The 19,755-nt window shown below is 55.4% G+C and carries 21 protein-coding genes; 7 read left to right on the top strand and 14 right to left on the bottom strand.

Annotated elements, in window-relative coordinates:
• Window positions 1-105: 105 nt before the first annotated feature.
• From KTT_RS27355 to KTT_RS27340, 4 genes are all read right to left on the bottom strand, one after another.
• Window positions 106-924: a carbohydrate ABC transporter permease gene (locus tag KTT_RS27355; RefSeq protein WP_126600814.1), complete on the bottom strand. Its 819-nt coding sequence runs from the start codon at window positions 922-924 to the stop codon at window positions 106-108.
• 18 nt (window positions 925-942) lie between these two features.
• Window positions 943-1,893 carry a carbohydrate ABC transporter permease gene (locus tag KTT_RS27350; protein WP_126600811.1) on the bottom strand — a complete coding sequence of 317 codons (951 nt, stop codon included), beginning with the start codon at window positions 1,891-1,893 and terminating at the stop codon, window positions 943-945.
• Between the two features lie 400 nt (window positions 1,894-2,293).
• The gene (locus KTT_RS27345) at window positions 2,294-3,673 is read right to left on the bottom strand and encodes an extracellular solute-binding protein (protein ID WP_160146166.1); all 1,380 of its coding nucleotides are present in this window, start codon (window positions 3,671-3,673) and stop codon (window positions 2,294-2,296) included.
• 139 nt (window positions 3,674-3,812) lie between these two features.
• On the bottom strand, window positions 3,813-4,376 hold the full coding sequence (locus tag KTT_RS27340; RefSeq protein WP_126600807.1) for a hypothetical protein: 564 nt from the start codon (window positions 4,374-4,376) through the stop codon (window positions 3,813-3,815).
• A gap of 394 nt (window positions 4,377-4,770) precedes the next feature.
• Between KTT_RS27340 and KTT_RS27335 the strand changes: the two genes are divergently transcribed.
• Window positions 4,771-6,066 (top strand): substrate-binding domain-containing protein, encoded by a 1,296-nt coding sequence (locus KTT_RS27335; RefSeq protein ID WP_126600805.1) that lies wholly within the window; start codon window positions 4,771-4,773, stop codon window positions 6,064-6,066.
• 40 nt (window positions 6,067-6,106) lie between these two features.
• On the opposite strand, the gene KTT_RS27330 is transcribed toward KTT_RS27335, so the two are convergent.
• The 3 genes from KTT_RS27330 to KTT_RS27320 all read right to left on the bottom strand — a co-directional run bounded on the left by KTT_RS27330 (window position 6,107) and on the right by KTT_RS27320 (window position 8,452).
• Entirely contained in the window at window positions 6,107-6,889 is a 783-nt protein-coding gene (locus tag KTT_RS27330) for an aminoglycoside adenylyltransferase domain-containing protein (RefSeq protein ID WP_126600803.1), read from the bottom strand.
• Window positions 6,890-7,080: 191 nt separating this feature from the next.
• Window positions 7,081-7,293, bottom strand: coding sequence for an AsnC family protein (locus tag KTT_RS27325; protein ID WP_126600801.1), 213 nt, complete (start codon window positions 7,291-7,293; stop codon window positions 7,081-7,083).
• A 250-nt stretch (window positions 7,294-7,543) separates the two neighbouring features.
• A complete protein-coding gene (locus KTT_RS27320; protein ID WP_126600799.1) occupies window positions 7,544-8,452 on the bottom strand; it encodes an oxidoreductase in 909 nt (302 codons plus the stop codon).
• Between the two features lie 342 nt (window positions 8,453-8,794).
• Between KTT_RS27320 and KTT_RS27315 the strand changes: the two genes are divergently transcribed.
• Together KTT_RS27315 and KTT_RS27310 are read left to right on the top strand one after the other, a co-directional pair.
• Complete coding sequence (locus tag KTT_RS27315; protein WP_126600797.1) at window positions 8,795-9,505, top strand: hypothetical protein; 711 nt, start codon at window positions 8,795-8,797, stop codon at window positions 9,503-9,505.
• Window positions 9,502-9,693, top strand: a complete 192-nt coding sequence (locus KTT_RS27310; RefSeq protein ID WP_126600795.1) for a hypothetical protein — start codon at window positions 9,502-9,504, stop codon at window positions 9,691-9,693. Before KTT_RS27315 ends, KTT_RS27310 begins: the two co-directional genes overlap by 4 nt.
• 209 nt (window positions 9,694-9,902) lie before the next feature.
• Here KTT_RS27310 and KTT_RS27305 read toward each other — a convergent pair whose 3' ends face one another.
• Window positions 9,903-11,345: a zinc-ribbon domain-containing protein gene (locus KTT_RS27305; protein ID WP_160146165.1), complete on the bottom strand. Its 1,443-nt coding sequence runs from the start codon at window positions 11,343-11,345 to the stop codon at window positions 9,903-9,905.
• Between the two features lie 361 nt (window positions 11,346-11,706).
• Between KTT_RS27305 and KTT_RS27300 the strand changes: the two genes are divergently transcribed.
• The 3 genes from KTT_RS27300 (at window position 11,707) to KTT_RS27290 (ending at window position 13,709) form a co-directional block, all read left to right on the top strand.
• Window positions 11,707-12,021: a hypothetical protein gene (locus KTT_RS27300; protein WP_126600790.1), complete on the top strand. Its 315-nt coding sequence runs from the start codon at window positions 11,707-11,709 to the stop codon at window positions 12,019-12,021.
• 112 nt (window positions 12,022-12,133) lie between these two features.
• Window positions 12,134-12,532, top strand: a complete 399-nt coding sequence (locus KTT_RS27295; RefSeq protein ID WP_126600788.1) for an ArsR/SmtB family transcription factor — start codon at window positions 12,134-12,136, stop codon at window positions 12,530-12,532.
• A gap of 19 nt (window positions 12,533-12,551) precedes the next feature.
• The gene (locus tag KTT_RS27290) at window positions 12,552-13,709 is read left to right on the top strand and encodes a cation diffusion facilitator family transporter (RefSeq protein WP_126600785.1); all 1,158 of its coding nucleotides are present in this window, start codon (window positions 12,552-12,554) and stop codon (window positions 13,707-13,709) included.
• Between the two features lie 28 nt (window positions 13,710-13,737).
• Here the strand turns inward: KTT_RS27290 and KTT_RS27285 are convergent, their stop codons facing one another.
• Together KTT_RS27285 and KTT_RS27280 are read right to left on the bottom strand one after the other, a co-directional pair.
• A complete protein-coding gene (locus tag KTT_RS27285; RefSeq protein ID WP_126600783.1) occupies window positions 13,738-15,276 on the bottom strand; it encodes a serine/threonine protein kinase in 1,539 nt (512 codons plus the stop codon).
• 357 nt (window positions 15,277-15,633) lie between these two features.
• Window positions 15,634-15,987: a cupin domain-containing protein gene (locus KTT_RS27280; RefSeq protein WP_126603174.1), complete on the bottom strand. Its 354-nt coding sequence runs from the start codon at window positions 15,985-15,987 to the stop codon at window positions 15,634-15,636.
• Between the two features lie 255 nt (window positions 15,988-16,242).
• Between KTT_RS27280 and KTT_RS36305 the strand changes: the two genes are divergently transcribed.
• A complete protein-coding gene (locus KTT_RS36305; RefSeq protein ID WP_160146164.1) occupies window positions 16,243-16,416 on the top strand; it encodes a hypothetical protein in 174 nt (57 codons plus the stop codon).
• On the opposite strand, the gene KTT_RS27275 is transcribed toward KTT_RS36305, so the two are convergent.
• The 4 genes from KTT_RS27275 to KTT_RS27260 form a co-directional block, all read right to left on the bottom strand.
• The gene (locus tag KTT_RS27275) at window positions 16,361-17,221 is read right to left on the bottom strand and encodes an AraC family transcriptional regulator (RefSeq protein ID WP_126600781.1); all 861 of its coding nucleotides are present in this window, start codon (window positions 17,219-17,221) and stop codon (window positions 16,361-16,363) included. The two genes, KTT_RS36305 and KTT_RS27275, sit on opposite strands and share 56 nt — an antisense overlap.
• Window positions 17,222-17,281: 60 nt before the next feature.
• Window positions 17,282-18,025 carry a phytanoyl-CoA dioxygenase family protein gene (locus tag KTT_RS27270; protein ID WP_126600779.1) on the bottom strand — a complete coding sequence of 248 codons (744 nt, stop codon included), beginning with the start codon at window positions 18,023-18,025 and terminating at the stop codon, window positions 17,282-17,284.
• A gap of 257 nt (window positions 18,026-18,282) precedes the next feature.
• Window positions 18,283-18,531: a hypothetical protein gene (locus KTT_RS27265; protein WP_126600777.1), complete on the bottom strand. Its 249-nt coding sequence runs from the start codon at window positions 18,529-18,531 to the stop codon at window positions 18,283-18,285.
• A gap of 19 nt (window positions 18,532-18,550) precedes the next feature.
• Window positions 18,551-19,705 carry a HoxN/HupN/NixA family nickel/cobalt transporter gene (locus KTT_RS27260; protein ID WP_126600775.1) on the bottom strand — a complete coding sequence of 385 codons (1,155 nt, stop codon included), beginning with the start codon at window positions 19,703-19,705 and terminating at the stop codon, window positions 18,551-18,553.
• Window positions 19,706-19,755 lie beyond the last annotated feature (50 nt).

Raw genomic sequence — 19,755 nt, 5'->3', positions numbered from 1 at the left:
GAGAGGGGGACTTGAGCATGCTCCCAGCATGCTCGCCCTGCACCCCTTAATTGATGCCAATAGGGGGCGCCCCTGCACTCCCGTAAAAAGTGTGTCTGACACCCCCTACCCTTTGAGTCCACCACTGATGCCTTTGACGAAGAAGCGCGAGACCAGGGTGTAGAGCGCCACGGCCGGCAGGGCATAGAGCATGGCGTAGGCGGCCAGCTGCCCATAGTTGACCTGTCCATAGCTACCAAAAAAGGTGTAGATATTGACCGAGGCCGGCTCAAGCTCCTGCGTCTGCAGCAGGATCAGCGGGACGAAGAAGTTGGTCCAGGCCCCCAGGAAGCTCCAGACCGCCACCACCGAGATGCCGGGGGCGCAGATCGGCAACACCACGCGGATCAGAGCCGTGAAGGTCGAGGCCCCATCGATCCAGGCGGCCTCCTCCAGCTCATAGGGCACCGAGTCTAGAAAGTTCTTCATCAGCCAGATGCTGAACGGCAGCGCGCTGGCCACGAAGAAGAGAATCACTCCCTGCAGGGTATCCTGCAGGTTGAGAGAGACATACATGGCGTAGAGCGGCGTGACCAGCGCCAGGATGGGGAGCGCGCTGGCGAAGAGCACGCCCAGCATCAGGGTGTTTTTGAAGCGAAACTGGAAGCGCGATAATGGATAGGCGGCCAGTCCCGAGAGGATGACGACCAGGATCATGGTGCTGATGGCCATGATGGCGCTATTGGTGAAGGGCGGGATGACCACGCCATTGGTCAGAATCGTCGCATAGTTGCTCAGGCTGGGCGCGGTGGGCCACTTTACCGCCAGGGTCGCCGCCGGATTGATACTGGCCAGCACCGGCCACAGCAGGGGCACCAGGAAGAAGAGTCCCAGCAGGGTCAGAAAGATATAAATGATCGTGGAAATAATAGCTCGACGAAACATGCGAACCTCTCTTCACAACTATAAATCCACGCGCAGGATGCGTGTATAGATTAAGGATAGAATGGCTCCGGCTGCGATGATCAGCAAGGCGATGGCGCTGCCATACCCGATCTGATAAAACTGGAATGCCTGTCGGTATTGATAGATCGTCATCAACTCTGTATTCATATTGCTGCCCGCGGTCAGCACATAGACCAGTGTGAAGTCCGAGAGGGTGGCCAGGGTAATCAGTAGCAGATCGGTGCCGATGGCGCCCCTGATCAAGGGGATAATAACGTAGCGCAGCGTGTTCCAACTGCTGGCGCCATCGATGGCGGAGGCCTCCAGCAGCTCCTGGGGAATGCTTTCGAGCGCGGACGCGTACAGCAGCATCGAGAAGGCCGTGCCGCGCCAGATGTTGGCAATGATGACCATGGTCATCGGATATTCTTGCAGCCAGGCATGTTTAGGGAGCCCGAAGGTGGAGAAGATGTTATTGAGCAAACCAGGGTCCAGCACGCTCTGTGGGCCGCCGGCCAGGAAGGCGCTCCACACGAAGCCCGCGACCACATCTGGAATTACCCAGGCGGCCACGATGATCGCGCCCAGCACCGACTTAAAGACGATGTTGCGCCGGCGCATCAGCAGGGCCAGCAGCAGCCCCAGACCCGCCTGCCCGATCAGGGCCGAAAAGACCAGGTAGGTCAGGGAGACGCGGAAGGCGTTGTAAAATTCGCCGTCGTGAAAGATATGTACAAAGTTATCCAGGCCCACGAATTGAGGGGTGGCCGCTCCTACGCCTGTCAGGGCCATATTTGTCAGAGAGACGTAGACCGACCAGACCGCCGGTCCCAGCATAAAAATGAGGATGACCAGGAATGCGGGCGCCATAAACAACAGGCTGATGCGTAGCTGCCGGTTGCGCTTGCGCCTGATGGTGCGCGCCGAGACCTCGATGGCCTGCGCTGGCGTTTGGGTGTCCACCTGCATACAAATTCTCCTGCATCAATGGGAAGGGCGATAGGCCGGATATGAGCCATCCAGGATTTTTGAAAAATCCTAAAAACGGATTCCGCACTCCCAATGCGGGAGGTACAGGAGGGCGGCTAGCCCTCCTGCCGGGGTGTGGGGTGTCCCCACACACTTTCTTCTCCTCTCGCGCCGCCGCAGGCGGCGCGAAAAAGAAGAAAAAGAAGTTTTTGTGGGGACTTGAGCATGCTCCCAGCATGCTCGCCCACACCCCGGCAGGGAGGACCCTGCACCCCGGTTTTGGGAACTTTTTCAAAAGTTCGGGTGACTCATATGGCCCATCGCCGTTACTGCCATAAGGATTGGCTGGCTGTGGCTGAAAGGGGAGCAGGGCGATCCTTCTCCCATTTCAAGCGCCTCGTCACGGATGCGTTTCCGTTTTATCTGCACCTGCTATCGATTGGACCGATTGCGAGAAGGACGACATGGCGTCGTCCGTCGATTTGCCGCTCATCACCTGCTGCATCGCGTTGTCGATCTGCACCGAGATCTTGGGATAGGCCGGGAAGCCCGGGCGGAACTGCGTGAAGTTTACCAGTTGGGTGAAGAATGGGAAGTTGGGCAGGGCGCTGTATTCAGGCAGGCTCACAATATCCTTGCGCGGCGCGATGCCGTTGGTCTGGATATCGTATTTGCCCAGCAGGTCTTTAGCGAAGGCCTCCTGGATAACGGTAAAGGCCTGGTCCTTATGGGCGGAGCGGGACGCGATCGAGTAGGCCCAGCCACCGGAGAGCGTGACGTATTTGGGGTCCTGACCATTCTGGGTTGGCATCTTGGCCAGTCCCATGGTGTCTTTCCACTGCGGCCACGGGGCGGCGCCACCGGTCTCCCAGTTGCCTCCCAGCCATGAGCCGTCGATGTCGATGGCCAGCTTGCCCTGCGGGATCAACTGCTGGGCTACGGTATTGCCGGCGGTAGTGCTCAGGGTAATATCGTTGGTGGGTCCCAGCAGATTCGACGGATTGTACACCTGCTTGACGAAGTTCAAGGCGTCTTTAAAGCCCGTGCTGGAGGAGACCCATTTGCCAGTCTGATAATTGTAGAGGGTATCCTTGGTGCCGTAGAGCAGCATCTCGAAGCCCTGCATGGTTGAAGCCTCGTCCATGGGTACGCCGGAGTACAGGTTCATCGGAATGACGTTGGGGACCTTCTTTTTGATGGTATTGGCGGCGGAGAGGATATCGGCCCAGCTGTTTGGCTGCCAGGTGGTGGGCAGACCAGCCTTTTTGAAGATATCCTTGTTGTACCAGATGGCGCGTACATCGGTGCCATCCATGACCCCATAGTTCTTGCCGTTGAAGGTCGTAATCTTCTGCATGCTGGGGAACCACTGGTTTTTGTAATCGGACCAGTTGTTCAGATAGGAATCCAGGGGCGTCAGGTAGCCGGCGGTGACGTCGGAACCCACCAGGAAGCTGTCTTCACGCACGATGTCGGGTGCGTTATTGGAACGCAACATCAGATCCAATTTGGTATAATAGCTGCCTTCATCGGCGATAATCGGCATCAGCTTGATTTTGATATTGGGGTGCGCGGCCTCAATCTTGGTCTTGGCGCTCTGCCACCACTGCTGCTCATAATACGGTGGAGGGCCAAACTGCTGATAGGCAACCGTAATGGTGACCGGTCCGTTGCCACTGCTGGACCCGCTAGAGCCGCCACAGGCCTGGAGTAGAGGCACCAGGCAGATCAACAGGGCGACAAATGAGAAGAGATGTAGAGATCGCGTTGATTTTTTCACGAGACACTCCTTTGCCCGGGAAATACATGAATCATCAAGTACAACGATGTTCCTGATACTACGCGAACGAGGTGTGGTGGGCGTCCATAGATCCACACCAGAGGAATGATGGCTATCTCCTCCTTTCATCTAGATTTAGTTAGCTTTCGACAAGGATTGAGATATCGAACTGGCCTTTGTCGATGGCAACCGCGTGCTGCGATATATTAGAATGCCCGGCCGGTAGGGTCGGGCAGGTAAACTGTCCACGCATATGGTTGATGCCAGGGCTTGTCGTCGGTGTATCCGACCGGATGATGAGTGCGCAGGAGAGCGAGGGGATGAGAGCCAGGTCCCAGTATTGTTTGCCCGATGCAATCCTGACATCACCACCATTGACCTGATTGGTGAGTGTGTAGGTCGCGGGTCCGCTATAGCCGTAAAACACAATAATCAGGGAGCGTTCTGCGTCCACAATATCAATGGTAAACTCTTTATGTCCGTGCCTGAGTTTAGAAAGCGTGGCCGTTGACCGCAGGCGATAGCTTTGTGGCGTTGCGCCGGAGAGCGAAAAAGTGGCCTGCGACCACGCGACTGCCGCAGTGTACAGGGAAGTGGGAGGGACTACAGGACCGGCGGCCACATCCTTTGTGCCAGCCGTGCAGGAAGTGAAACATGCGATGGATATAATTAAACTCAAGTAGAGACGCCATTGGTCCTTCATCGGTGCCACTCCAGTTCAACCTGTGATGCATGCTTATCGGTTGAGCATGTATATAAGCGAACATCATTGTCCACCTATATACATTAGCTTATAGATGGGATAATACACTAGTGTATATTCGCGTGTCAAGTGAGCATCGCCTCAATTTATCAGAAAAAGGTTTCTTCGCTTAAAATATAACATATATTGGATTGTGTATGCATCCTCCCAAACGTGTGCACACGTTTGGGAGGATGCATACACAATCCAATATAAAAATGGAGTAGCGGTATTAACACACATTCTTAAATAACCCTATATGCAAAAGGGGCGTATTGACGCTTCTACACTCTATAGTATATACTCTATACAACACCACCGGCAGAGCTAATTTGTAACGCACAAGGAAAAATCTTTGAGTACAGCGCACGGACAAGAGCCACAACTACCCTTGTATCGCCGGATTGCTCAAAGCATTCGCCAGGATATTGCACAGCGCGGCCTGGCGGCCCACACGAAGATAGCTTCTGAAGTTGAGCTTGCCCGGCAGTTTGGCGTCAGTCAGGGGACCATTACGAAGTCGTTAGAAGCACTGGTGCGCGAGGGGGTGCTCTACCGCCGGCGACCGCAGGGTACTTTCGTGGCCGATATTGAGCCGCCGCGCGCGGAAATCGCTCCCGCATCCACCGGTATTGAAGAGAAGCGTGTTGAGTTATCTTCCCCCACGTTTCACATGCCGGGGCGTACCGCGTTTGTGGGCATCGTCATTCCTCATTTCGGCACCGATTTTCTGGATGGGATTGTGCTGGGCGTTGAGTCGATGACGCGCTCTTTTGGCTATGGCCTGAGCTTTGCTTATTCGGAAGATGATGAGGGACTGGAGCGCTACCATATCGAGCAATTCTTGCGTCAGGATGTGGCGGGCATGATTATCTATCCCTGCGATCATCGCGTGCTTGAGCGCGATGGTGGCTATGTATCGACCCCTGAGGGCAAAGATCGTATCGCCCTCTTGCAGACCCTGCAGGCGCGCCAGATCCCCTTCGTGCTGCTGGACCGCTATGTGCCCGAGATCGAGGCCAGCTATGTGGTCTCGGATGATTTTATGGCCGGCTATGCGTCGACGCAGCATCTGATCAAGCTGGGCCATCGGCGTGTTGGCTTTGTCTCCGTCAATTACCTGGTTACCAGTAGCGCGGCGCGGCGCGCGGGCTATTTGCAGTGTATGCGCGATCATCAGTTGCCGGTGGATGAGCACCTGTTGCTGGATACGCTGTGGCACGCCTATCCATCCGCGCATGACCACGGCGCCGTAATTGAAGTTTGCTGTCCTGAGGATGGGCAGCGCTTGCTTGCCTACCTCCAGCATCCTCGCCGGCCCACGGCGGTGGTGACAATGAACGATTACCTGGCGGTGCAGGTCCTGTGCTCACTCGAACAGACCTCATTGCGTATGCCCGAAGACCTGGCGTTGGTGTGTGGCGGGGGCAGTAGCCGCCTGAGCTCAATGATGCGCGTACCCCTGACCACTATCGTACAGCCCGTGGGTGAGCTTGGGCGTCAGAGCGCCCACCTCCTGCATAATCGCATTTCGCAGCGCTTCTCCACCAACCGCCATCTCAAGCTGCCTGTCAGCCTGCTGGTACGCAAAAGCTGCGGCTCGACCGCCAACGCCGTCGTGCAGACCCTCCCCATGACCGCCGAACGATAACACACACACATTTAACCGTATGTGTCGGGCTTGCCCCGACTTATGATAAATCCTGCAACAGCGTGGTGAAGCTTTCAAAGGCGGCACGACCAACGGGACGTCCCAGTCGCCCATTCTGGTAGATGGCCTGTACCTGTTGCAGCAGGGGCCGGTATTGTTCCGGCAGGTGGGTAAGGCCCCAGATGCTTCCGTCGCGCTTCGACAGGAAGAGTCCCTCGCGCAGATAGGCCAGTCCACGACTGGTGTCGAGCACGAAGCTAATCGGATCTCGCAATGGATGGGCTTTGATGTCTTGCAGATAGTGGATGAGGGCACCACGGAAAACCTCTCCCGGCACCTCTGGAATGGCCTCGGCTACCGGTTTTCCATACAGGCAGATGCCGTACTGACGCAGGGCGGCCAGCTCGATGATCAGATGATCGCTTGGGGGCGTGGTCCCGTTCCATTGTGTGTCGCCTGTATTATGCAGGGCGCGTTTATAATCCTCGCGCAGACTCTCATCATAATGCCAGTCGACGGGCCGTGGTTGTGGCAGATTGTGGATCGCCTGCTCAACTACAAAGGTGATGTCTAGAGGCGCGGGCGTGCGTGAAACGCGCAGCAGTAGCCCGATGATCTTACGCTTGTTTTCGGCTTCAAGCTCGCGCGCGGTGACCACCAGTAGATTGATATCGCTGCGTTCGGGATTAAAGCCGCCGGCGGCCAGCGAGCCGCCAAGATAGATTCCCAGCAGGTTGTCACCCAGTATGCGCTGGAACTCCTCCAGCACGGTCTTCACTTCCGCCTTCACAACTTTAGAACAATTTGTCCAGTTATAATCCATATTCTATCTTATCGCCTTTCAATGGCGCATATGCAGCACGATGATGCTTACCGCGTCTGCAGGGGACGCAAGCAGTTGCATCGCATCTTCCTTGCTTGATAATCATCCTTCAATTCTACGAGATGAGGTGAAGCTATGGCAAGACGCTGATGCACCAGCGCATATGTGCGCATGAGTGACTCAGCTATCCGTTATGGTTGGCTATGCTGCGGACCTTCGTCGACATCGTAATTCTTGGCGAAAAAGGTGCTCTTCCAGATGCGGGCCGAGGCGGTTGTGCAACCAACGGCTCTGGCTAGTTCCTGGGGGGTAAGAGAAGGATTTTCACGGAGCAGCGCATGTAGGCGTTGTTTGGCATTGAGTTTCGTGGGCTGCCAGCGTCTTGGATATCTGTTACTCGTCATCTCAAGTGTGTCTCCTGCTGCAATATTGCCTGTATATTGACATATCCAGAGGAAAATAGCAAGAGAAGAATAAACGGCATATCTTGTGTTGTCTGAAGGTGGTATCTTGAACATCTTGACATCTCCCCATAGCTAAAGCAAGGGGAGATGTCAATTCCTAGATTTAAGTCATCTATGATAGCATTGGAGACGTCTCCTGGGCCTTCATGAGAGGTGATGAATCTTGTATTTGACTCGCGGTTTCGGCCTGCTACAGGGGCAGATCCGCTAAGGGACGGACAGGCTGGAGCGGGAAGCGGACCCCGGTGAACTGCTCGGAGATAGCCCAGAGATGGCGAGCTATATCGGCGTTCTGCGCGGTGGCGGAGCGTCCGATGAGCATAGGCGCGCCGCGCATGTGCGCGAAGTGGCGGGGTCCGGCGAAGCTGTTGCCGGGGATGTCGGCGACAGCAGCATACAGGGTAGGCAGCGCGCCCATATTGGCGTCCTGCGCCAGTAGTCGGATCATGGTTGCGGACAGACCGGATGGGCGAACACCTGCATGGTTGTAGATGTCCGTGGCGACGAAGCCGGGATGCGCTGCGATCGCGAGCACGCTCGATCCTGCGGCGTCCAGCCGACGTTGCAGCTCCGCGGTGAACAGCAGGTTCGCCAGTTTTGACTGCGCATAGGCAGGAGACCCTTTGTAGGGTTTGTGCTCCCAGTTGAGGTCGTCAAAGTCAAGGCGCCCAATCCGCTCAGCCTGCGAGGCAACGGTTACGACCCGGCCGGTGATGTGCGGCAGGAGCAGGTTTGTCAGGGCGAAGTGGCCGAGATGGTTGGTGCCAAATGTCATCTCGAACCCATCGGCGGTGCGGGAAAGCTCTTTCTCCGACACGCCCGCGTTGTTAATCAGCAGGTCGATTCCGCCATCCCAACCAGCGGCAAACGCCCGCACGGAGTCCAGGCTGGCGAGGTCGAGCTGGCGGACCTCGGTTACGCCAGCTATAGCAGTTGCGGCCCCCTTGCCCTTCTCGATATTGCGCACCGCGAATACGACGCGTGCGCCAGCCTCTGCCAGCGTGCGTGCCGCGACCAGCCCGATACCGCTGTTGGCGCCGGTCACGATCACCGTCTTACCAGTCATATTAGGAATGTCAGCGAAACTGAAAGTACTCATGATAAATTCCTCCATAAATGTAGAGTAGGGGTGCGGTAGTGTGGCCGCTCCCAGTTCTGATTTTTTTAGCGATATTCTGTTGCAAATGCATCATAGTGTTACAATAGACAGTGTAGCCTGGTCGTGAACATGGGGCAAGCATCAATGTTTGTCTTTTGTTACGTATGCAACGCAGAGAGAGAAATGTCGCACTTGCGCATTCGGTGTTGCCCATCGTGTCGAAGCAGCCAGTTTTGTGAGAGCAGTTATGCGGCTGACGTTTTTAGTGCAGCTTTCTATGCCATAAAGTGCTATAATCTCCTCTTAAAGATGTTCCTGTGCTTTTCGTGGAGGGAGTGTGTGGTGGAAACAATTCTTGTCGATCTCGATGGTGTCCTGGCCAAAAAGAACCTTCCCCGTTTACTGGCTATGTACAATGACGTGCTGAACCTTGCCATCCCGGCCGAGCAACTCGCACGGGTTATGAGCCTGGAAGCATTTCACGCCCTACCCCAGGCCCGGTCCCACTATGAAACAGTGGGTGCTGCTCGCTATCAGTATCAATTAGAACTGCTACGGTTTCATCCCTATCATATCGCGAGTTGTCAGCTCGTCGATGGCGCGCTGCAGAGTGTTCATTATCTTACCAGGCGCTGCGATGCACTCAGGTACTGTACAGCGAGGGTGATCAATTTTCATCCGCAATGGAATGCCGATGTTGCGCGGTGCACCCAGATCTGGCTGAAAAATAGCGGTTTCCCCAACGCCGATAAGATCTTCTTTTGCGATGGTCCCAAAGTGAAGTTGACAACGATTGCCGCGATGGTGCGCGAGCAATCCCAGCGTGTGCTTTTAATCGATGACAGCCTGGAAAAGCTTTTGGACGCATTTGATGAATTGCCTGAAGATGATCAACGTCTTTTGCGCGAGTATCTTACTTTGGCCGCATTTGGATACAACTACGATGAATGCGACCTGGAGGGTACGTTGCCTGTGATCCCGTTCCCAAATTGGTCAGAAGTTCACAATTTAGCCGTCAACAGGCCGGTCGGAAAGGAGGTCAATAGACTATGACACGAGGCAGAAACGGCCGCGATAATGAAGGGATGAAGAAGCAGCATTATACTGATACGTCAAATTGCGAATACTGCTCAAATGGGCTCACGTGTCCTTACTGGTGGCAAGACCCCGATGATGGCGTCTGGTACCACAACCCATCTGGATCTCGTCGGGATATTCAAGATGCCGTGATTGAAGGCTAATTTGGCGAAATTCCTCATACTCCAGATGGTAAGGATGACAAAGGGAAAGGCAAAGGTGGAGATGACGATGGACCAACCCAGTATCCCAGGCGTAAAAGAGGATTGTGGTAGGTGACGTGATTCTTAATATCATGGGTGAACAAAAAACTGGCGGCATAGACGCTGTCGTAAGCGCCTGTGCCGCCAGTTGATATACCTGTCAGTGGCAGTTAGATGGAGGGGCCGCCGCTTCCGTTGTCGTAGAGCGCAACATGCGATAATTCTAGTCTGGCTGGTGTGCCGCTGCCGCTGCCCTGCAATAAGAGATCAACTGAGCCGGTATCGTAGGGTGAGGTAGAACTGTTGTCGTCGCAGGTGGTGATCTGTTTCCCGTTCACATAAAATGTCATTCTGGTGCCTTGTATGGTGAGCGTGGTCTGAATAGACCTGTTAAGCGGTACCGGATCATCCAGGATGCCCGAAGCTAGATTGATTGTCGCATTAACTGTGTCAGAGGGATTGCCGGCTGATGGATCAACGATCTTGCGGATGAAATAGCGCCCCGAACCGGGTGCTATCATCAGCACATAGCCGCGCAATTTCTGGTTACCTGCCCCCGATTGGCGCCGGAAGAGGACGCCAACATAGGCCTGGTCGCCATTCTGCAGGATATATGTCATATCTATCTGAAAATCTGTCATCGCTTGCGCGCCTGGGATATGTTCCAGAAACGTTTTTCCATTGCCTTCTGACATCACCAGGAGATGTTGATCGATGCTGGCCCCATAGCCGGACCGCTGAAAAAGGTCCCAGTTGTTTTTGTTGTCCCCAAAGTTGTCGTCAATAATTGGTTTGCCAGTCGGGGTCGGTAGCGCGGTGGGCGTGCTGGTTATGGTGTTGGTGGGAGTTGTACGGCTAACCGGGGTCAGCGCCGCGTTCAGGTTGTACGCGAGGACGCCACATAATACCACCATCACGACCAGGACGATGCCCAGGGCGATAAATAGAGGGTTGATGCGCTTCTTTGGTGCGCCGGGCGCCATATAGGGCGGATAGCCAATCGGGGGCTGTGGTTGTCCAGGCTGACCATAGACGGATAGAGGCGGATAGGGCCCAGGACTATTATAATAGCTGGTCGTTCCGGTCGCGGGTGGCTGGGAGCCAGCAGGCATGAAAACGGGACCATTGACGGGAGGCCCGTCGGGTCTGTTGACCGGAGTGAAGGCGGGTTCGTTGACGGGGAACATGGCGGGCCCGTTTATTGGCTGGAAGGCGGGTCCATTGGCGACAGGATTGCTGGCCGGAGTGAAGGCAGGTCCATTGGAGTGAGGATATGAAGCGCCTGCGTGTGGGAACTCTACCTGACCCGGCTGGAGCGCGTTCCTCTGCTCTGCTTCTACGTTACCAGGAAGTGGCCTTCTGGGAATCGGATACGCGGATCGTGCTGGCCCTGACTGAGATGCTGAAGGGGATACCCGCACGGTTGCCTCTCCCGCTGGATCTGGCTGTCCGTCTGCCCGCTGCAACATAGGTGGTAGTGCCGCTGGCGCGTTCGCTTCGGATCGGTTCATCGCTGGCGGTTCACTATGAGGGGCTCCGCAGTTGCCACAGAATTTCTGCCCCGGCTGAACCTGCGTTCCACATTGAGGGCACAGACGTTGCGTGGTGCTCAATGAGATTACTCCTGACTATTTTTACGAGTCATTAGAAAGATATGCTTTATAAGTCCTGATGCGTATACGCGTTTACTGCAAAATGCTGAGATAAACATTTATGATTATAGCAAACAAACCGTAAAAATAATAGCTAAAGTACTTTTCGCATGTATAAAATGCGGACTGCATGCGCGTTTTTCATACATACATCTAATTCTAATAGCTATTTGGCATGGTTTCTGTTATTCTAAGAGCATCTGTTCATGTTTTTGTTCATGTTTTTCGTTGACGCAGAGCATGGATGGAAGTTGCTGGAATGATATACGGGCGCGGACCCGTTGTGCGCTGACGGCGCTATATTGAGGAAGGACAAGGTTTCATGGGTACGAAGAAGGATGCTATGATGGAGCGTGTGCGAGCTCAGCTTCAGAAGTCGGTCGAGCGCTTGCAGTCGTTACAGGCACGTCCCTCGAATGATCAGGCCCAGAAGCAGGCGATGGAGCATGAATTGCTATCCGCCCTGTCGGCCGTGAAGGAGGCGCTGCCTCCTGATATACAGGCCCAGGTGCAACAGTTATTGATGCTGCATACCGATCTGAGCAGTCCCTATATCGGGCGCGCAACCTCGATGACGCAACTGCATCAGCGCAACGCCGAGCGTTCAGATCTGCCAGGCTGGGCCCAGCCCGAGTAAGCCGCCAGCCCCGCTTCTCTCCTCTTGATCAGAGCTTGACAGTGACCATTTTTTGATTTATTATCTGAGTAAGTGTTCATATACTCAGGTAACAAGGAGCGATCAGGCGTTCATGGGAAAAGAAGTGGAGCAACTACCAATCGACCGTAATGCTCTTGAGGCCGCCCGGCAGCAGGCACTCTCGGATGAGCATCTGGCCCTTATTGTCGAGACTTTTCAGGGGCTTTCAGATCAGACGCGAGCGCGCATCCTCTATGCGTTGACGCAGCGCTCGTTGTGTGTACGCGATCTGGCGCTCCTGGTCGGAGTTTCAGAATCAGCGGTCTCACATCACCTGCGTTCCCTGCGCGATCGCCGCCTGGTGAAATCACGTCGCGAAGGTACTGTTATTTACTATTCTGTGGATGATCAGCATGTGGCGGCCCTGTTCCGCGAGGCCCAGCATCATGTTGATCATGTGCGCCACGGTCTACCCGATCATCCCTATACCTTACCCACACATCAGGATTAACAAAGGAGGAAGCATCGGTATGTCGGAGCAAGTATCGCCATCCCATATCCACGCTCAGCACGAGCATCCCCATGACCAGCACAATCATGATCATGCCGGTCATGAGCATCTCCACGACGCACATGATCATGGACACGATCATGGCGGGCACGGTCATGATCATGGACACGATCATGGTCGTTTTGGCTGGCTGCTGGAGGCCATTCCTTTTCTGCATGGTCATAGCCATGGAGAGGCGAATGTCGATACGGCGCTGGAAACCAGCGCGCGCGGCCTGTGGGCCCTGAAGATCTCTTTGCTGGGACTGGGGTTGACCGCGCTCTTTCAATTGGTAATCGTGCTGCTGAGCGGGAGCGTGGGCTTGCTGGCTGATACCATCCATAATTTCTCCGATGCCCTGACGGCGATTCCGTTGGGCCTGGCTTTTGTGCTGGGACGCCGCCTGGCGACCAGGCGCTATACCTATGGGTTTGGACGCGCCGAGGATCTGGCCGGCGTGGTCATTATCCTGATGATCTTTATCAGCGCGATCGTGGCCGGTTATGAGAGCATCTTCAAACTATTGCATCCCGAGCCGCTGCGCAACGTCTGGTGGGTGATGCTGGCGGCCATCGTCGGTTTTCTGGGTAACGAAGGCGTGGCCGTCTTCCGTATCCGGGTGGGAAATGAGATCGGTTCGGCGGCGCTGGTGGCCGATGGTCAGCATGCGCGCGTCGATGGCCTGACCTCCCTGGCCGTGCTCTTTGGCGCTGCGGGCAGCCTGCTGGGCCTGCCCCTGGCCGATCCTATCATTGGTCTACTGATTACGATAGCGATCCTCTTTATCGTCAAGGATACGGTGGTGACGATGTGGCATCGTTTGATGGACGCGGTTGATCCAGCGATCGTTGATCGGCTGGAGCAGACGGCTCGGGAGACGCCGGGTGTGCGCAAGGTGCAGCGGGTACGCGCCCGCTGGGTTGGTCACACGCTGGCCGCGGAGGTTCAGGTCCTGGTCGACGAACATCTTTCCCTGCGCGATAGCCATCAGCTGGTGGAGGAGGTGCGCCACAATCTCTATCACGCGCAGCCGCGCCTGGCCAGTGTCGTGGTACATGCGCTGCCGCAGCGTGTGGATGGAACGATTGATGAGAGCGTGGCCGACCATCATGATCTTCTGACCAACCAGCCCGGATGAAGTTGCCCATCTGGCGACCGCTCCCCGCTTAGCCTTTGTTGGACTGGCGCCAGCGATAAAAGATACTGAGCAGAGTCATGGGCAGCAGGCTCACAAAAAAATAGAATATCGCCTGCTGCTGCCACGCGATCAGAATGCCGCCGATCTCGCAGACAAAGGTGATGATGGCCAGCGCGTTCCAGTATGGATGACCATCCCGGTATACTTCTACTGCTGCATCGCCGGTCAGGCAGCAAAACAGACATAGACAATCTATGATCTGAACTGGAAGCGTATAGGGGAATGATGGGATCATCAGCGATAAGAGATAGACGATCAGTGCCATGACGAACATCAAGGGGGCCAGCCAGATGTAGCTGGCCTTAATCCAGTTTTTATGTTGTGATTGTCCCTGACTATAGTGCTGGCGTAAATAAGTGGATGGTTGCACCGAAAGAAATTGAGGTTGACTGATAAATTCTTGTATCCGCGAACGCGGTGGCTGTCGTGGCAGCCGCCGGCTATTGGAGCGTACAGGATGAGCGGGCGGATATCTGGCCGGGCGATTGCGCACGATTTGATTATTTATGTGCTGGGCCCGGTTTTCTATCCGCTGCGCCGGTGGTGCTTGATAGGCCGGGCGCTGATTCTGTTCGGGTTGATAGATACGGCTGGCACGACGTGTGATTGGTGGCTGATTGGATAGCCGGGCAGGCGCCTGGGGGGCCGCAGGATATTCGTCGCGCGCACGCCAGTTCCCGGTACGAAATGCGAGCTTGAGCATTTTTACGAAATCAGCGGTTGTTGGATAACGATCATAGCGATCCTTAGCCATACCCTTAAGAATGACCTTACACACGGCATCCGGTATTTCAGGATTGTGTGTGTTAGGCGATATAGGCTGTGTTTCCAGGTGCTGATACATCAAGCTGTGGGAACTGGTGGTGTTGAACGGATGTTTGCCGGTCAGTAGTTCATAGGTGACGCAGGCCAACGCGTATTGATCGCTGCGCTTACTCATTTTGCCCTGGAACTGTTCTGGTGCCATATAGGCATAGGTTCCGGCGATGCCTCCCTCACGAGTGCGGGTTGAGACCAGCACATCCGCGATCCCTAGATCCGCCAGCCAGACATGATCGGGCGCCTTAAATAAAATGTTTTCCGGCTTGATATCCAGGTGAGCTACATCATTATCATGCGCATATTGGAGAGCCTCTCCCACCTGTGTGATGATCAGGAGCGCCTGCCGCTTTGGCAGGGGTCCATCGGTCTCATTGAGCAGATCACGTAATGATCCCTCAGGCGCCAGTTCGGTAATCAGGTAGGGGAGATACGCCTCGTGGCTTTTCATATATTTTATGCCATGGGCAATGATAGGCACGATATGTTCGTGCCGTAATTGTCTCAGGAGCCTGGCTTCGCTCTCAAATTTCGCACGAGCCGATAGGGTATCCACATACTCGTGAAAAATTTTGATGGCTACCACTTTTTTCCGGTTCCAGATGTGACTCGCCCAGTAGACACGGCTATAGCCTCCTCCACCGATTTTTTCTTCGATGCGGTAGTTACCAATTATTTCGTTGGTCATCAGCCTGTTGCGCTCCTGCCCCTGGCATAAGTTGCTCTATCTCTTCACCTTATATACATATTTTACCACAATAGTGCCCTTTTTATGGGTATTTGTGCCTATCTCCCTGGCCATACCCACATTTTTGCCCGGGCTAAAATGCTACCGACGGTGAAAACGCCTGCTGGCCATCGGCCATGTCTCTCTTTATATAGACAGAGCGTTGGAGCATCGGGTGCGCGGGTGCGCATCCGCGCACCCGATGCTCCAACACACAAAGGACCCTTGAGCACCGCAGGTGCGGAAACTCAAGCATGCTCAGAGCGATGATCGTGAGAGTCAGCCACATTCTAATAGATGGCATTGATGACCAGGCAATTAAATAAACTGCTCAGGTACAGCGGTGGTGGAATCTCCTGTATTTGGCGTGCCCATCGGCTCGATGAGGAGGATGTGCGTCTCCTCTTCTGCAAAGGGTTGATGCTCTACCCCGCGAGGAACCACAAAGAGTTCCCCCGGCCCAAGCACCACGTTCCGGTCACGCAGCCGGATTGTCAGGCGCCCTTTGAGGACAAGAAAGAAGTCATCGGTCTCGTCGTGCTTGTGCCAGACGAATTCATTCTGCACCTTTGCTACCATCACCTTGTAATCATTTAAGCGGGCAACCGTCCGTGGAGACCAATATTCTGAAAAGAGGCTGAGCTTCTCGGCCAGGTTAATACCTTTGTCCATCATTCTCTCTTCCTTTTCTATTCCTGAAAGATACACTTAATCTTCACAATGAGGATAAAGAGGCTTGAGGTGGGCCTTTACAGCGCCCGACCTCTATCAATGACTGAGTATACCCGGGTGTCTGTCAATGCGCAAGTTTCACCAATGGCCGTCATATCCCTGTCATGTTTTTGGCGGTCACCAGCGATAGGGAAGTGTAGCGTTTTTTGCAAGGGCTACCTCACCCTATAATTATCTTTAAGGAGAAGAGCACGTATGTTGCCGCAGCCATTTGAAGAGACGGTGGCTCTGCCGCCGCCGGCGCAGCTTGATGCCCAGGCTGAGCCATCCATCGATGTCCTCGTCGATCGCGCGAGCTTCCGTGTGCTGGCTATCAACGAACGGGTTGCCGGCGTGACTGGCGTGGGGTGTGACCAAACTTCTGTTTGAAGGCGCGCTCGAAGTGTGGCAGGGTCTGAAATCCGGCGGCGGCGTAGACGTGCGAGATGGGTACGCTGCTGCTGGTAAGCAGCGAGTGCGCGAAGCGCAGGCGTAGATCCTGTAAGTATTGCTGGAAGGTGATGCCGTAGACCTGGTGGAAGTATTCGCTGAAGTATGTTGGTGAGAGATGAACTTGCTGGGCGACCTCTTTCAGGGTCAATGGTTCGCGAAAATGGTGGTGTAGATAGATCAGGCTCAGGCTCAGCTTCTGGTACTGCGTCGCCGCGCTTTCCCCGATCGGTTGCTGGATCTCGCGCTGGCTATGATGACGCAACAGATCGATCAGGATGCGTTCCAGCGTGCCGATCATGATCAATTCGGACCCTACCCGGTGGGTATTGGACTCGTCATAGAGGCGCTGAAACTCCTGCTCCATGCGCTGCGCCTCGTCCGGCGTGAAGTCGACGCGATAACTGTGCAGGGCGTGAAAGAGCAGCCGGTAGACCGCTCCCTGCAGCACGTCGGCCAGAAAGACCACGTCGAACAGCTCCAGCGTCTCGCCGCTGGCGGGCCTGAGATCGTGGAAGTCGGCGGGTGTCAGCAGGAAGCAGTTGCCGCGCTGGACCGGATGCTCCGTGCCATTGAGGATGTGCCGTCCCTGCCCTGCCAGGATAAAGCCGACCTCGTAGAACTCGTGCCAGTGGACACCACCGCCTCCATTGGCATCATGCAGCGCTTGCCGGTAGATGTGCAGCGGCAGGTCCGGACCCATGTGGTCGGTGCTGCTCAGCCGTTTCAATGCCGTATGACGCATCCTGTTTCAGCCTGGGAGACCGTCCGATACAGATGGTCCCCCTTGTCCCTTTCGTTTCTATCAGTCATTTACATAACTATTGCCGGACCGATCCTTGCCGCGTGCCAGCCACAGCTTGTGATTGGCGTTGCGCTCAGGAATGATCCTGGTATCGGCCGACATGTAGCGCATCGTGTAGCCACAGCGCCGGTACTGGCTGGTATTGGCGTTGGCCCCATGCATGATGCGTGAGTCGTGCAGCGAGCACTCGCCGGGCTCCAGCACAAACGAGACCGCCCGCGAGTCATCCAGATTTTTGATCTGACTGCCAAAGGTATTGGTCGCCGCGTCCACCTTCTCATATTCCGAGAAGCCATTGTTGTGGCTACCGGGAATGACGCGCATGCAGCCGTTCTCATCATTGCTGCGATCCAGGGCCAGCCAGACCGTGATGATCTTCTCATAGTGGTTGACCCGGCCCTCCCAGTAAGCGGAATCCTCGTGCCAGGGTGTCGGGCGGCCCGTGTAGGGATCTTTACAGATAAAATGGCTGGACCACAGAAAGATGTCTGGCCCGATGATCGGCTCGACCAGGTCCAGCACCTCGTCGCTTAACAAGAAGTCCAGTAGCCTGGGATCGCGAAAATGCGGCGTGTCCAGCTCATCGGACAGCTTTGAGCCTTTCTGCGCCAGGTGCTCCTCGAAGATAGCCTGCAGGCGAGCAAACTTTTCTTCGGAAAAGAGTTGATGGTGATAGAGCAGATAGCCGTTCTCTCGATAGTATGCCACATCCTGAGATGTGAGCGGGGTAGCCAACTGTGCCATAGATATATCCTCCTTGAGCTCATATGACCTGTGCCTGTGTCATTCCCTGATACTTCCAAGTATACCCATGGCCACCTAAAAATACTCCCCATATTTTGGGGAGGAGTATGCATATCTTTGGTAATTATATGTCAAACATACTTTTTACTGGTGGGCATGCGCGCCCCCGCACGGGCGTCCGCATGCGCGGCCGCGCATGTTTTATATATTGATGCCCGGGGGCGCATTCGCGCCCCCGGGCATCAATATATAAATGATCATGGTGCCTGCCCACCAACGTGGAGATGACCGTAGGTGCCGGGCTTGCCCCGGCTTTGCCGCACAGCGGCACCGTGCCCGGGCGGCCATGTTCCACCAAAGGTGCCGGGCTTGCCCCCGGGCATCAACATATAAATGATCGGGGTGCCCGCCCGTGTCCGTTCCACCAACGTGGAGATGACCGTAGGTGCCGGGCTTGCCCCGGCTTTGCCGCACAGCGGCCCCGTACCCCCACGCGCACGCTCCACCAAAGACCCGACCTTGCCGTTACCTGTTGGCGAGGCCGGGGGTCGCCGCTTCCTCTGCGATGATCTCATTGGTCGGCTTGGGAGCGGTCGAGACCATCAGGTCGTCGTAGCGCTTGACCTTATAGATGACGGTCGATACCAGCCAGCTGACGACGAAGATGCCGATAATCAGGTAGCCGATGAAGCCGAAGTTATCATTCAGGTTTCCGACCTGGCCCCAGAAGGGTCCGGACAGCTTGAGGGCGTTGCTCATGATGCCCAGCACCTCAATCGTGCCGACGACGAAGGCGACCAGGACCGAGATCAGGGTGATGTTGAGATTGTAGTAGAGCTTGCGCACCGGTTTGACGAAGGCCCAGCCGTAGGCGCCCAGCATTAGAATGCCGTCGGTGGTATCGATCAGGCACATGCCCGCCATGAAGAGCAGCGGGAAGATCAGGATGCTCCAGATGGGCAGGTGTCCCTGCGTAGCCAGCAGCGCGGTCAGGCTCATGATGCCCACTTCGGTGGCGGTGTCGAAGCCCAGTCCGAACAGCAGGCCGATCGGATACATCTTCCAGCTCTTGTCGGTGGCCCGCAGCAGGGGACCGAAGAAGCGAGCCATCAGGCCGCGCTGGTTGAGGCTATCATTCAGGGTCTGCTCGTTGTACTCTTCGCCGCGCTTCACCTTCTGGAAGGTCTTGAAGATGTCCCACAGAATGACTACGTTGAGCAGGGCGATCAGGTAGAGGAAGACGGCGGATACCGAGGCGCCGATGAAGCCGCCGATATTTTTGAGCGCGTCAAAGTCTTTGATCACGCTGGCCGTGATGCCGATGACGATGCAGAGCCCCAGCACGATCGTGGAGTGGCCCAGGCCGAAGAAGAAGCCGACCGAGATGGGCCGCTTGTCTTCCTGCATGAGTTTGCGCGTCACGTTATCGACCGCCGAGATATGGTCGGCGTCGACCGCGTGGCGCAGACCGAACGTATAGGCGGTAACCGCCAACCCCAGCGTCGCCATGGCCCCGCTAAACGCCACGATCGCCAGCGCCCAGATGATGATATTGAACAGGATGAGAAATGTATAGATGCCGATGATCTTGCTGCGCACATCCTGTGAGCTATCGTTAAATACATGTGTCAGGGCCGAAAAGCCGAAGCTGCCCTTGACGGCACCACGAGTACGACTCATGAAATGTCCTCCCTTACGTCTCTAAACCTATGAACTGGCTGCTGGCTGTG

The sequence above is a fragment of the Dictyobacter aurantiacus genome, assembly GCF_003967515.1.
GTDB lineage: Bacteria > Chloroflexota > Ktedonobacteria > Ktedonobacterales > Ktedonobacteraceae > Dictyobacter > Dictyobacter aurantiacus.
Note: the sequence above shows the minus strand (reverse complement) of the source record. Positions and strands in the feature narration are given on the sequence as shown.

Coding starts and splice junctions, on each gene's coding strand:
- KTT_RS27260 (WP_126600775.1), bottom strand. CDS start 19,705: ATGAGTCGTACTCGTGGTGCCGTCAAGGGCAGCTTCGGCTTTTCGGCC.
- KTT_RS27295 (WP_126600788.1), top strand. CDS start 12,134: ATGGGAAAAGAAGTGGAGCAACTACCAATCGACCGTAATGCTCTTGAG.
- KTT_RS27325 (WP_126600801.1), bottom strand. CDS start 7,293: ATGACGAGTAACAGATATCCAAGACGCTGGCAGCCCACGAAACTCAAT.
- KTT_RS27340 (WP_126600807.1), bottom strand. CDS start 4,376: ATGAAGGACCAATGGCGTCTCTACTTGAGTTTAATTATATCCATCGCA.
- KTT_RS27310 (WP_126600795.1), top strand. CDS start 9,502: ATGACACGAGGCAGAAACGGCCGCGATAATGAAGGGATGAAGAAGCAG.
- KTT_RS36305 (WP_160146164.1), top strand. CDS start 16,243: ATGTTGCCGCAGCCATTTGAAGAGACGGTGGCTCTGCCGCCGCCGGCG.
- KTT_RS27285 (WP_126600783.1), bottom strand. CDS start 15,276: ATGACCAACGAAATAATTGGTAACTACCGCATCGAAGAAAAAATCGGT.
- KTT_RS27275 (WP_126600781.1), bottom strand. CDS start 17,221: ATGCGTCATACGGCATTGAAACGGCTGAGCAGCACCGACCACATGGGT.
- KTT_RS27300 (WP_126600790.1), top strand. CDS start 11,707: ATGGGTACGAAGAAGGATGCTATGATGGAGCGTGTGCGAGCTCAGCTT.
- KTT_RS27270 (WP_126600779.1), bottom strand. CDS start 18,025: ATGGCACAGTTGGCTACCCCGCTCACATCTCAGGATGTGGCATACTAT.
- KTT_RS27330 (WP_126600803.1), bottom strand. CDS start 6,889: ATGGATTATAACTGGACAAATTGTTCTAAAGTTGTGAAGGCGGAAGTG.
- KTT_RS27355 (WP_126600814.1), bottom strand. CDS start 924: ATGTTTCGTCGAGCTATTATTTCCACGATCATTTATATCTTTCTGACC.
- KTT_RS27350 (WP_126600811.1), bottom strand. CDS start 1,893: ATGCAGGTGGACACCCAAACGCCAGCGCAGGCCATCGAGGTCTCGGCG.
- KTT_RS27290 (WP_126600785.1), top strand. CDS start 12,552: ATGTCGGAGCAAGTATCGCCATCCCATATCCACGCTCAGCACGAGCAT.
- KTT_RS27320 (WP_126600799.1), bottom strand. CDS start 8,452: ATGAGTACTTTCAGTTTCGCTGACATTCCTAATATGACTGGTAAGACG.
- KTT_RS27280 (WP_126603174.1), bottom strand. CDS start 15,987: ATGGACAAAGGTATTAACCTGGCCGAGAAGCTCAGCCTCTTTTCAGAA.